Origin of the sequence: Bradyrhizobium sp. LMTR 3, from assembly GCF_001693485.1 — a bacterium.
In the GTDB taxonomy this organism is placed as follows: Bacteria; Pseudomonadota; Alphaproteobacteria; order Rhizobiales; family Xanthobacteraceae; genus Bradyrhizobium.
The window spans coordinates 136,493-148,953 of sequence record NZ_MAXC01000001.1 but is presented as its reverse complement, the minus strand read 5'-3'; the positions used below and the strand labels follow the sequence as shown (position 1 = coordinate 148,953).

Annotated in this window: 11 protein-coding genes and 1 tRNA gene; 6 read left to right on the top strand and 6 right to left on the bottom strand. The window is 63.5% G+C overall.

Features of this window, described 5'->3' with window-relative positions; all coding sequences use genetic code 11:
- Positions 1-161: 161 nt before the first annotated feature.
- From LMTR3_RS00715 to LMTR3_RS00695, 5 genes are all read right to left on the bottom strand, one after another.
- Positions 162-491: a hypothetical protein gene (locus LMTR3_RS00715; RefSeq protein ID WP_065743186.1), complete on the bottom strand. Its 330-nt coding sequence runs from the start codon at positions 489-491 to the stop codon at positions 162-164.
- Between the two features lie 153 nt (positions 492-644).
- Complete coding sequence (locus LMTR3_RS00710) at positions 645-947, bottom strand: hypothetical protein (protein WP_065743185.1); 303 nt, start codon at positions 945-947, stop codon at positions 645-647.
- Between the two features lie 129 nt (positions 948-1,076).
- Positions 1,077-1,153, bottom strand: a tRNA-His gene (locus LMTR3_RS00705).
- A 214-nt stretch (positions 1,154-1,367) separates the two neighbouring features.
- Positions 1,368-1,802: a phasin gene (locus tag LMTR3_RS00700; protein WP_057847481.1), complete on the bottom strand. Its 435-nt coding sequence runs from the start codon at positions 1,800-1,802 to the stop codon at positions 1,368-1,370.
- Between the two features lie 257 nt (positions 1,803-2,059).
- Positions 2,060-2,443 (bottom strand): phasin family protein, encoded by a 384-nt coding sequence (locus LMTR3_RS00695; protein WP_065743184.1) that lies wholly within the window; start codon positions 2,441-2,443, stop codon positions 2,060-2,062.
- A gap of 290 nt (positions 2,444-2,733) precedes the next feature.
- On the opposite strand from LMTR3_RS00695, the gene LMTR3_RS00690 reads away from it, so the two are divergent.
- On the top strand, positions 2,734-5,757 hold the full coding sequence (locus tag LMTR3_RS00690) for a PAS domain-containing protein (RefSeq protein WP_065743183.1): 3,024 nt from the start codon (positions 2,734-2,736) through the stop codon (positions 5,755-5,757).
- A gap of 36 nt (positions 5,758-5,793) precedes the next feature.
- On the opposite strand, the gene LMTR3_RS00685 is transcribed toward LMTR3_RS00690, so the two are convergent.
- Complete coding sequence (locus LMTR3_RS00685; protein WP_210184667.1) at positions 5,794-6,513, bottom strand: glutathione S-transferase family protein; 720 nt, start codon at positions 6,511-6,513, stop codon at positions 5,794-5,796.
- Positions 6,514-6,830: 317 nt separating this feature from the next.
- Between LMTR3_RS00685 and LMTR3_RS00680 the strand changes: the two genes are divergently transcribed.
- The 5 genes from LMTR3_RS00680 to LMTR3_RS00660 all read left to right on the top strand — a co-directional run bounded on the left by LMTR3_RS00680 (position 6,831) and on the right by LMTR3_RS00660 (position 12,350).
- Positions 6,831-7,799, top strand: a complete 969-nt coding sequence (locus LMTR3_RS00680; RefSeq protein WP_065743182.1) for a Bug family tripartite tricarboxylate transporter substrate binding protein — start codon at positions 6,831-6,833, stop codon at positions 7,797-7,799.
- The gene (locus LMTR3_RS00675; RefSeq protein WP_065743181.1) at positions 7,796-8,296 is read left to right on the top strand and encodes a tripartite tricarboxylate transporter TctB family protein; all 501 of its coding nucleotides are present in this window, start codon (positions 7,796-7,798) and stop codon (positions 8,294-8,296) included. Before LMTR3_RS00680 ends, LMTR3_RS00675 begins: the two co-directional genes overlap by 4 nt.
- A complete protein-coding gene (locus LMTR3_RS00670) occupies positions 8,296-9,795 on the top strand; it encodes a tripartite tricarboxylate transporter permease (protein WP_065743180.1) in 1,500 nt (499 codons plus the stop codon). Before LMTR3_RS00675 ends, LMTR3_RS00670 begins: the two co-directional genes overlap by 1 nt.
- A gap of 124 nt (positions 9,796-9,919) precedes the next feature.
- Positions 9,920-10,765, top strand: coding sequence for a metallophosphoesterase family protein (locus LMTR3_RS00665; RefSeq protein ID WP_065743334.1), 846 nt, complete (start codon positions 9,920-9,922; stop codon positions 10,763-10,765).
- Between the two features lie 274 nt (positions 10,766-11,039).
- Positions 11,040-12,350: an adenylate/guanylate cyclase domain-containing protein gene (locus LMTR3_RS00660; protein WP_065743179.1), complete on the top strand. Its 1,311-nt coding sequence runs from the start codon at positions 11,040-11,042 to the stop codon at positions 12,348-12,350.
- Positions 12,351-12,461: the final 111 nt, after the last annotated feature.

Here is a 12,461-nt window from a genome sequence, read left to right as displayed (position 1 = left end):
GACCCCAGAAACCGAAAATGAATCAGCGCGGTGATTCGTGAAAGAAAAATTTATCACCCGCCGTGATGAAGCCACTTAATTGCCAATAAGGCTGGTTTTTGAGTCACACCGTGCAACCCCGGTGACGCGAGAAGGAATCGGAAAAGCCCGCCTTGCCTGGCTCATTGCACACTCTTTGCGCGCTCGCGTTCGAGCTTTGCGCGCTGACGTTCGAGCCATTTGCGCTCGATCCATCCAAGGCCCAGCGCCAACGGCTTCTGCAGCGGCGGGATGTCCTGCGCGAACAAAAGGAGTCCGAGCGGCAGCATCCAGAGCCCGAGCACCGGCAGGAAGCTGAGAAAGCCGCCGACGACCAGGAGTATGGCGAGTGGTACTCGGACGTAGATGGACGACGGTTTGCGCACCCAGCCGACGAACTTCGCCGGCCCCGGCGGCAGCTTCCTCTCGAACCAGGCAAAATGCCGGTCGAGTTCTTTACTGTGATCTATCAATGAACCCTCTCCTCTTCCCCATGGGAGATGTTCACTGAATCGGCCGCTGGCAAGCGTCAGTCTGTCGCGAAAAGCGACCTTGAAACGGGCGCGCCGCCGTCAGATCGCGGGCTTTTTCGGCTTTTTGGCGTTGCGCGGCTTGGCAGCAGCGGCCTAGCGCGGGGGTGCCGGCCGGATCACGGTCGGCCGGCCCACGGGCCGGGCCGTGATTTCATCGGACTCGGGACGGAAGTGCGCCCGGCAAGCCGGCGAGAGCTGCGACTTGTTGCGCACCATGCAGGCGGTGACGCGGCTGATGTCAGGGATATCGGAGCTGCAGAGGCGGAATGCGTCCCCGGTGCAAGCCTGCTCCTGTTCGGGTGTGTAGGTCTGACTGACGGCGGGCGAGATCGAAACCGCGAGTGCGGCGGCAAGCAACAATCCGAGCTGAAGTTTTTCGATCCGAAAGATCGCCATGAATTCCCCCAAGCCGCAATGATTCCCGGAAATAGTGGGTGAACGGGTGGGGCTTGGCAAGCACGGCTGGACAACGCGCCACAGCACGAGTGTCGCGGCAGGCCAGCGGCAATTCACGGGAGTGAAAGCTGGTACAGTTGGGTGGGCTCGAACCACCGACCTCCTGTTCCACAGACAGGCGCTCTAACCAACTGAGCTACAACTGCATCCTCACGCGGGCCCAAAAGGGGGTCGCGAATGGGCCGGAAACTAGGAGCAACGCCGGCCTTTGGCAAGGCCGGGAAGCATCCGATTTATAGTCGTTTCGGGTGCCTGTTGCGTTCATGTGCGGGCCGCGCCGGAGCCCGACAAAAAGTCTCTTGGGACAGCAAAAAGCCCGGGCCGCTTTCGCCCGGGCTTTTCGTTGGCGATGCGGGCCGATCAGGCGGCGGGCTTGTAGTACTTCGAGGCGGAGGCCTTGATCGGCTCGACAGTCTCGGTCGCAACCTTCTGGCCAAGTTCGGCAAGCTCCTTGGCCTGCGCGGTGAAGGTCTCGTACTGCTTCTTGGCGTGCGCGGTCCACAGCTCGAGCGCTGCCGCCGGCGTCTTCACGCCGAGTAGCTCCTGCGCGAAATCGAGCGAGGACGAGGTGTTGGCCTTGAAGAACTCGATCAGCTTGGCGTTGTACTCGCCGGCGCCCTTGCTGGCCGTGGTGAACACGGCCTCGATGGTGCCGTTATGGGTTTCGGCTGCATCCTTGAACTTGGCGTAGCTGTCGCGGGCCTGCGAAACGCCCTTTTCGGCGAGTGCGCGCATCTGCTCGGGAACTTCAAAGGGAATGATGGCGGCGGAGAAGGGATCGGTGGAGCTGGTCACGGCTTGCATCCTTCACAATGGGGTTAATCGATGTTTCCCTGGCGGTGCCGGGCGGATGACCGGGACGCCGAAAGGGATCACGTACACACGCACTCACGGAAGTTGCCCATCCACGGGCTCGCCCAATAAGCACCCATATCGTGTCAAATTTGTGCAACGCACTGCAATTTCTGGTGCGACGCCACATGGGGAACCCGCACCGGATGCGCGTTCCAGCCGGTCCATTTGGCGGTTGCAATACTGCCCGCTGCAGGGGGTCAGCCTTTCGGCTTCGCCGCACCCATGGCGGCCTTGCCGACGATCTGGCTCATTTCGCTGGCCTGCTCCGCCAGCACACGCATTTGCCCCTGCACATATTCGCTGTGCAGCCGCGTTACCTCGGCCAGATCCTTGGCCTTCAGAAGCGACTGCGCGTAGTCGAGCGAGCCCTGCACGTTCTTCTCGGCATAGGCGACGGCCTTCTGCCTGACATCCTTGGCGCCCTCGCGCACCGTGGCATTGCGCTCCTCGATGGTATCGGCGGTGGTCTGCGCGGCGGCGACGAATTTCTCAAACGTCTTGCGGGCCTGCTCCAGGCTCGCTTCCGCCATCGATCGCATTTCCTTGGGTATCTCGAAACGGTCTCGCACTTCGTCACTCATGGTGCGTTCCTTTGCATTGGCTGGGATTGCGTCCGGATACCGTCAGGGGCCGCTCCGGGGACGGATGCGGCGCCGGGGAGGTTCCCCGTTGAACCCTTGACGGCCGTTTGCAACCACCCAACGCGGCGGCCAGCCAAAGGGTCCAGCCGGGGTTAAGGTTATCCGCCGCTTAAATCACTGCCGACCGGCCGGGCCGTGGACCTGCCACCGCCGGCTTGCGATAGTAACGATCCCTTAACGTTATCGGCATTCTGGCTGCCGATCGTGACACCGGACGTCATGTAGTTGCGATGAAGGACGCGGAATTTCAGTGGCGGGCGCGGAGCGATCCGCGATTGGCGGCCTATGCGGCGAGCCCCCTGCCAGCATGGCTGTGGACGGCCGACGGCAGGCGGATCCTGTGGGCCAATCCGGCCGGCGCCCGCCTGTTCGGCGCCGCCAGCGCCGCAGCCCTTACTGAGAAGACCTTCGGACCGGCCGACCGGCACCGGCGGCAGATCGCGCGGCTCGCAGGACGGCTGCTCGCCAACGGCGCCATCCGCCTGGAGCGGCTACAGGGGTTTGGCGCGGCGCCCGGCATGCTTGCGACCTGCGGCTGTTCGCGATTCGACTTTCCCAATGGCAGCCATGGTGTCCTGATCGCCGCCGGCGACATCGCGCTGATCGCGCCGCGGCCGGCGCGGGCGCATGAGCCACCCGAGAGCGAGATGCGGCCCGAGGCGACAGCGTCAACGCCAGCCTCGCAGCCGAGCGCGCCCGTCACGGAGCAAGCGCCGCAGCCGGCTCCCGATTACGAACAGCCGGCGCAATCGGGCGAAGCGCCCGCCGAGTTTGCCCTGTTCGATGCGTTTGCCGAGCCTGCCGCCGCGGAGGAGCCGGCCCCGACTGCCCCCGCTCCATGCATGCCATTCCCGGCGCTCGAAGCATTCGCCAGGCAGCCGACCCGCCGCCTGCCGCTCCGCTTCACCTGGCAGATGGATCGGGAAGGCTGCTTCACGCTCGGCACCGACGAATTCACCGGCCTGATCGGCCCGCGCACCACCGCCGGCTTCGGGCGGCCATGGCGCGAGATCGCCGAGAGATTTGCGCTCGATCCCGACGGGCGGGTGATGAAGGCGTTCGCCACATGCGCGACCTGGAGCGGCATCGTGCTGAACTGGCCGGTCGATGGCGGCGGCACGCTGCCGGTTGAACTGTCCGGTTTGCCGATCTTCGACGGGCAGCGGAATTTCATCGGCTATCGCGGCTTTGGCGTCTGCCGCGATTTCGATGCGCTGGCCCGGCTCGCCGCCCTGCGCCTGGCGGAATTGTCCGGCGAGACAGCAACGCCGCAAGAACCGCCCGCCCCGGAATTTCTAAAGCCCACGGGCGTTGCACCGCCCTTGGTCGACGATTTGCCCGAACCGATTACTGCCGAGACTTCACATCAAAACGATTTGGAAACGCCCGTGGAACCTCCCAAGGAAGCCGTCGAGCAAAGCGTCGAGGAAAGCGCCAACGAAGCCTTGAAGGACATCGTGACGGAATGGCCCGCAGACGCTCCCAACGTGGTGCCATTCCGCGCCCCCGGCGAGGCGAAGCCGCTGTCGCTGACGCCGGTCGAAAACAGCGCCTTCGACGAACTCGCACGGCAATTGTCGGCGCGGCTCGACACCGAGAATGGCAACGAGGCGGTGCCGAACGTCACCGGTGAAACGATCTTTGAACCAACCGTCGCATCGTTCGCGCGCGAACCAGCCGGCGAGCCGCCCGAATGGCTGGCGCCGCCCGAACCGCCCGCGCATGGCGAAGCCACCCGCGACAAGGCGCTACTCGATCTCTTGCCCGTCGGCATCCTGATCTACCGGCTCGACCGCCTGCTGTATGCCAACCCCGCCTTCCTGACGCAGATGGGCTATGCCAGCCTGCATGCGCTGGAAGAGGCCGGCGGCCTCGACGCGCTCTATGTCGAACCCGGCACGTCGAATGCGTCCTCGACATCGGACACCGGCAGACCGGTGACGATTTCCGCAAGCGGGCCTGCGGATGCAGACGCGCCGTCATCGGCGGCCGAGGCCCGCCTCCACACGATTTCATGGGACGGCGATTCGGCGCTGGCCCTGATCTTCTCGACCACGCGCCATGAGGGCGCGGCGATCGCGGCCGCCATCTCGCAAGCCGAGCCGGTAGCGGAGCTGGACATCCCCGAACCGTCCGATGTCGGCCATGCCAATGCCGAAGAACTCGCCGCCATCCTCGACACCACAGCCGAAGGCCTCCTGATGTTCGATGCCGAAGGCAACATCCATACAGCCAACCGCAGCGCCGAAGCGCTGTTCGGCTATGACGGCGACGAACTGGTCCAACGCAATCTCGCCGATCTCTTTGCGCCAGAAAGCCAGCACGGCGTGTTCGAATATCTCGCCGGCATCAAGGCCTCCGGCGTCGAAAGCCTGCTCGATCACGGCCGCGAGGTGCTCGGCCGCGAAAGCAAGGGCGGCATCATTCCGCTGTCGATGACCATCGGCCGTACCCGCCCGGACGGCCCGAATTTCTTCGCGGTGTTCCGCGATCTCTCGCAGGCCAGGAAGATCGAGAGTGAGTTGCGCGAGGCGCGGCGGCTGGCGGAACGCGCCGCCAACGCCAAGGCCGACGTGCTGGCCCGGATCAGCCACGAGGTGCGAACGCCGCTGAACGCCATCATCGGCTTTGCCGAAGTGATGATCGGGGAGCGTTTCGGCGCGCTCGGCAACGAGCGTTACCGCGAATACATGAAGGACATCCGCGCCGCCGGCGAACACGTCATCGCCATCGTCAACGCCCTGCTCGATCTCAGCCGAATCGAAACCGGCAAGCTCGATCTCGCCTTCACCAACCAGAATCTCAACGAGCTGGTCGAGAGCTGCGTGGCGGTGATGCAGCCGCAGGCCAATCGCGAGCGCATCATCATCCGCACTTCGCTCGCGCACACGCTGCCGCCTGTGATCGCGGACGCGCGGGCGTTGCGCCAGATCACGCTGAACCTGATCGGCAATTCGATCCATCTCGCCAATGCCGGCGGCCAGGTCATCGTCTCGACCGCGCTGTCCGATTTCGGCGAGGTGATGCTGCGGGTCCGCGACACCGGCCACGGCCTCAACGACAACGAAGTCGCCGCCGCGCTGGAGCCGTTCCGCACGCGGGCGCCGTCGGATCAGTCCGAGAGCGCGGCCGTCAGCCTGTCGCTCACCAAGGCGCTCGTCGAAGCCAACCACGCCAAATTCCAGATCAAGACCGGCGGCCGCTCCGGCACGCTGATCGAGATCGTGTTTCCGCCCGCAGTGGTGCGGGCGTAGCCGGAGACGAACAGGCGTGGATAGCCGCAGCGTTGATCACGTCGCTATTGGCGAGAGAAACGCTGGAACGCTACGGCCATCGCTGCGCAAATAGTGGGCCATCGGTCGAACGACCTTGATGACGGCTGGTCTCGTCGTCATGCGCTGCCGCCATTGCAGAAGTCTCGGCGTTTCGCCGGTCATGTCGGCACCCATGCGGGCACCGAAGAGCTGGGCCATATAGAACGCGATATCGGCAAAGGAATATTCGCCGGCGAGAAACTCGCGCTCGCCAAGGACACGCTCCATGGTTCGATAATAGGCAGCAGCGGCCTCGCGCGCGGGCTTCCCGGCGGGATCGCTTGGCGTATTCCAGAGCGGCATCAATTTGATGATATGCGGGAAATAGACCTCGTCCGATTCATGCTCCAGCCGGCGAGCCCAGGCCCGCGCGGCAGGAGTCGCGGGCCACAGCGCAGGGCTCGGCTTGATGTCTTCGAGATACTCGAAGATCTGGGTGGAATCGAAAATCTCGAGATCGCCGTCAATCAGCACCGGGACCTGGCGCTTCGGATTGATGCGCAGGACTTCCGGATGCTTCGGCGCATAACCCTCCTTCTGGGTGAAGGGGACCATGACCAGTTCGAAATCGATGTCTTTCTCGTGTGCCGCGATCTGAACCTTTGCGCCGAACATGCTCAGGGCGGCGGAGAACAGCCGCATCTTGCGGCCGCAGCTTCGATCGGCTTCTCGACCGGATTGAGCATTCTCGTGCATCGATTTCCCCTCAATCATCAGCGTCGCGTTCGACCCGAGGCCGTGGCCGCCTTCGTCATCGCGTCTTATTCGGGCGCCACAGCCAGGCCAAGGCGACACAAAGCACGGTGCTTGTTCGGACATGTGCCGAGCAATTGGCGTCTCACTTTCGGTCAGGCAAGTGCCGAGGGCCAAAAACGCACGAGCTTCAAAGCTCTAGCGAAATCTTTGAGATCCGGTCCGCCCACGCAAAGGTCCTTCTGGACAGCGGCGGGTTTTCCGGCTGATATGCGACGAATTGACACACAGCGGCTCCGCGCGAGCCTGGAGGAAATCCCATGATGCCGTTTCATACGCGCCTGTTCGGCGCGGTCGTCGCTTTGACGCTTGCAGCCACAGCACCTGCCCTCTCGCAGCAGCTCGAGCTCAAGATCATGGCGCCCGCAGCGCCCGGCGGCGGGTGGGATCAAACCGCCCGCGCGATGCAGCAGGCTTTGGTCGCTGCCAAGATCGCCCGCAGCGTGCAGGTCACCAATGTGGCGGGCGCCGGCGGCAGCATCGGCATTGCGCAGTTCGTCAACGGCGCCAAGGGCGACGGCAACCAGATGATGGTGAACGGCTTCGTCATGGTCGGCGCGCTCGCCATGAACAAGTCGCCGGTGACGCTCGAGCAGGTGACGCCGATTGCGCGCCTCACCGAGGAAATCCAGGTGATCGTGGTGCCGGCGAATTCGCCGCTCAAGACGGCGCAGGATCTTGCCGCGGCCGTGAAGGCCGACATCGCCAAGGTGACCTTTGCCGGCGGCTCGGCCGGCGGCGTCGATCATGTGATGGCGGCGTTGTTCGCGGGAACGATCGGCGCCGACGCCAAGAAGATCAATTACATTCCGTTCTCCGGCGGCGGCGAGTCGCTGGCGGCCATTCTCGGCGGCAAGGTCACGGCAGGCATTTCAGGCCTGAGCGAATACGAAGGACAGATCAAATCCGGCAAATTGCGCGCACTCGGCGTGACCTCGGAGAAGCGTATCGCCGGGATCGACATTCCGACTTTCAAGGAACAAGGGATCGACCTCGTGCTCGCCAACTGGCGTTCGGTGGTTGCGCCTCCCGGCATCACTGCAGAACAGCGCAAGACATTGAGCGACGCCGTCGAGAAGATGGTCAAGTCCGACGCCTGGAAGGACATCCTCAAGCAGAAGGGCTGGGATGACGCCTATCTATCCGGCGATGGGTTCGCCGACTTCCTGAAGAAGGAAACGACGCGCGTCACTGACGTGCTGAAGTCGGTTGGTCTCGTCAAATCATGACGGACAGCGCTTCCAGCGATCTTGCGCAGCCACCGGCCTCGCGGCGCATCGATCCCGCCGGTCTGGTCATTGCCGCGGCCCTCGCGGTGCTGGCTGCGGTGCTGGTATGGGATGCAAGCCGTCTGTCATCCACTTCGATGTACGGCATGGGGCCTGAGGCGATGCCGGTCGTCGTGGCAGTCGGGCTCGGCATTCTCGCGATCGCCAACCTGATCGACGCCTTGCGCGGCAACCTGCCGCCGCGCGAGAGCGCCGATCCCAAGCCCGTGCTGCTGATCCTCGGCGGACTTGCGCTGCTGATCGCCATCATCGGGCTCGGCGGCGGCTTCATCCTGGCGACGTCGGCGCTGTTCGTCACCACCTCGGCGGCGTTCGGGCGCCGCGCCATCCTCGCCGACCTCGTCATCGCGCTCGTGATGACCACGCTGATCTATCTCGCCTTCGATCGGCTGCTGACGTTGAGCCTGCCTGCCGGCCCTCTGGAAAGACTGCTGTAATGGAAACCTTCGCTGCGCTTGCGCATGGCATGGCCGTCGCCGTCCAGCCGATGAACCTGCTTTATGCGCTGATCGGCGTGTTCCTCGGCACTGCCGTGGGCGTGCTGCCCGGCATCGGGCCGGCGCTCACCGTCGCGTTGCTGTTGCCGGTGACCTACAAGCTCGATCCCGGCGGCTCGCTGATCATGTTCGCCGGCATCTATTACGGCGGCATGTATGGCGGATCGACCACCGCCATCCTGATCAACACGCCCGGCGAGAGCGCGTCGATGGCGACCGCGCTCGAGGGCAACAAGATGGCCAAGGCCGGTCGCGGCGGTCCGGCACTGGCGACGTCGGCGATCGGCTCGTTCGTCGCAGGCACCATTGCCACCATCGGCATGGCTTTTCTCGCACCCTGGCTGGTGGATTTTGCCGTGCGCTTCGGGCCTGAAGATTATTTCGCGCTGATGTGCGTGGCCTTCGTGACGGTGTCTGCGACCTTCGGCAATTCGCCGATCCGCGGGCTGACCAGCCTGTTCATCGGGCTGACGCTCGGGCTGATCGGCATCGACAAGCTCACCGGCCAGGCCCGGCTCGCATTCGGCATGCCCGAACTGCTCGACGGCGTCGAGGTGACGACGCTGGCTGTCGGCCTATTCGCCGTCGGCGAAGCGCTCTACGTCGCATCGCGCCGCCATCACGCCGAGGAAAAGATCGAGCCGGTGCGCGGCTCGCTGTGGATGACGAAGCAGGATTGGATGCGGTCGTGGAAGCCGTGGCTGCGCGGGACAATGTTCGGCTTTCCGATTGGCGCGCTTCCCGCCGGTGGCGCGGAAATTCCGACATTCCTGTCCTACTCGACCGAGAAGCGGCTGTCGAAGCATCCGGAGGAATTCGGCAAGGGCGCGATCGAAGGCGTCGCGGGGCCGGAAGCCGCCAACAACGCCTCCGCCGCCGGCACCCTTGTGCCGTTGCTAACGCTGGGGCTTCCGACCTCGGCGACGGCTGCGATGATGCTGGCGGGCTTTCAGCAATACGGGCTGAATCCGGGACCGCTGCTGTTCGCCGAGCGGCCCGATCTGGTATGGGGCCTGATCGCGAGTCTCTTCATCGCCAACGTCATGCTGCTGGTACTCAACCTGCCGCTGGTCGGGCTATGGGTGCGACTGCTCGCGATCCCGCAGCCGTGGCTGTACGCCGGCATTCTCGTGTTCGCGACCATGGGCACCATCGCCGCAAAACCTTCGGTGGTCGAGCTGTCGATGCTGGCAGCCTTCGGCGTGTTGGGCTTTCTGATGCGCCGGTTCGACTTCCCGATCGCACCTGTCGTCGTCGGACTCATCCTGGGTCCAATCGCCGAAAGCCAGTTGCGCCGCGCACTCGCGATCAGCCTCGGCGATCCCATCGTGCTGCTGCAAAGTCCGATGTCCGCAACCCTGCTCGGCATTGCGCTGATTGCGCTAGTGGCGCCGTTCGTGCTGAAGGGGCTCGGCCGGTTCAGGGCGAGCGAGGACTAGTCACGACCGGGATGAATCCCGTTCGCGGGCCACGACCGGCACAATTCTTGCTCGAATCCAGTCTGCCTGAATGCATCCGACTGCGGATCGCCTGTTTTCCCGGGCATATTTGGATTTGATCATTATGCGCTGCCTCGTTGTTGCCGATTTGCATTATTCATTGCCGCAGTTCGACTGGCTGCTCGCGGCAGCTCCTGGATTCGACGTCGTCATTTTCGCCGGCGACGCGCTCGATATCTCCTCGTTCGTCGACTTCCGCGCGCAGATTCTGGTGGTGAAAAAATACCTGTCACTACTCTCGCAGGTGACGCGCGTCATTCTCTGCTCTGGCAATCACGATCTCGACGACCGCAGCGCCGAAGGCGAGAAGATCGCGCGCTGGATCGGCGATATCAGCGAGCTCGGCATCGCCTGCGACGGCGACAGCCTGACCATCGGCGGCACGCGCTTCACGGTGTGTCCGTGGTGGGACGGGCCGCTGGTCAAGGGCCGCATCGAGGCTCAGCTTCGCGACGCGGCGGCGGAACGGGCGCAACGCTGGATCTGGGTGCACCATGCGCCACCGGCGAATTCGCCGACGAGCTGGGGCGGCAAGCGGTTCTTCGGCGACGTCGAGCTGGTGCAATGGATCGCGCAGTACCAGCCGTCGATGGTGATCTCGGGCCACGTGCATCAGTCACCCTTCATCCCCGACGGCGCGTGGTTCGACCGCCTCGGTACGACCTGGGTCTTCAACGCCGGTCTGCAGCACGGCCGTCCGCCGGTCTATATCGTGATCGATCTCGACGAGAGCGCAGCATTCTGGATTGCCGCCGGTGAAGCGCAGCGCATCGATTTGCGCGCGCCCCTGCTGCGGCCGGCGGCAACGATCGAGACGCCGCCGCCTTGGCTTGTATCCTTGGGCCGGATTGCCGATCCGCTTTTCTCCTCATCGACAAGCGCCGGAGAAGTTCGAAATAAGCACGTGTGACAGCGCAGGACTACACACTCATATCGTTCGTTGGGCGCTCGTGGCTCCTGCGCTACCAGGCACGAGGCCAGCGCCTCGGACCGCCGCGCGAGCGGCACATCGAAGTTGGCTGGTGTGATGGCGGCTTCTGGTAAGCAGCCGATTACCGCATGCCGAGGCTGAGCTACTCGGTTTCGTCTTCCGCGCAGCGCGGCAAACTGGTAAGGTTCAGATCGCACCTGCTCACCGGAAGCCGACCAAGCCGATCACGCCACTTTACGTGAAGTGATGTGCAATGGTTCCGAAAACGCAATACGCAAAGAGCGGTGATGTTCGCATCGCCTATCAGGTCGTCGGCGAAGGGCCGTTTGACCTCGTGTTCGTTCCTGGTTTCATTTCGAACCTCGATGTCGCTTGGGAAGAACCCTATCGTGCCCGAGTTTGGACCCGCTTGGCGGCCTTTGCCCGCCTGATCATGTTCGACAAGCGCGGTACCGGGCTTTCTGACAGAACGGTCGGCGTGCCGACCCTGGAAGAGCGCATGGACGATGTTCGCGCGGTCATGGATGCTGTGGGCTCGCAACAGGCTGCCCTGTTCGGCATCTCCGAAGGCGGCGCGATGTCAGTCTTGTTCGCGGCCACCTACCCGGAACGGACCCGAGCGTTGGTCCTGTACGGCGCCTATGGACACTTCCGCTCGTGGGTTTTGCCCCCGGACAGGATCGAAGCCGCGCTGGATCGCATGGAAAAGAATTGGGGGACCGGCGACAGCCTCCGCTTGTTCGCGCCCAGCGTGGCATCAGACGAGACGTTCAAGCTAGCATGGGCCCGTTTCGAACGTCTCGGTGCAAGTCCCTCCGCGGTTGTCGCGCTTATGCGATTGAACAGCGAAATCGACGTTCGTCCAATCCTTCCGTCGATCCAGGTGCCAACGTTAATCATTCATCGACAAGGGGATGTTCGCGTCAACGTTGAAGCCGGGCGGTTCATGGCCCGGCAAATCCCAGGCGCGAAATATCTCGAACTGCCCGGCTGCGACCACCTGCTGTGGACTGGCGAAACGGAACGGGTATTGGATGAGATCGAGGAGTTTCTGACGGGATCGCGGTCCGCAATCGAATCTGATCGCGTGCTTGCCACCGTTCTGTTCACTGACATTGTGAATTCAACGAAGCGAGCCGAGACGATCGGAGATCGCGCATGGCACGATGTGCTCGATCGGCACAACGCGCTAGTGCGGCGGGAGATCTCCCGACATAGAGGGCATGAAGTAAGGACAATGGGAGACGGCTTCCTGGCAACCTTCGACGGGCCGGCCAGGTCAATCCGGTGCGCTCTGGCGATCAATGAGGGCGTTGAAGCTCTTGGACTGCAGGTGAGAGCCGGCCTTCACACCGGCGAGATCGAAATAGCCGATAATGACCTGAGCGGCATCGCGGTCCACATTGCATCGCGTGTCGCGACGATGGCGAAGCCCGGTCAGGTTCTTGTGTCTAATACCGTACGTGATCTTGTCGCTGGTTCAAACATCAGGTTTCACGACGAAGGGTGTCATTCCCTCAAGGGCCTCACAGAAAGCGTCAGATTGTTCGCAGCCGAACGTTAGTGGCGCAAAACCGATATTCCGCAATGAGTTGTCGTGTTGCTCTGAAAGCGGATCCTGCGCGAATTTTTTGTCACCGGCTCCCGTGCAATTTGCCACTTGCGTCGATCGTAT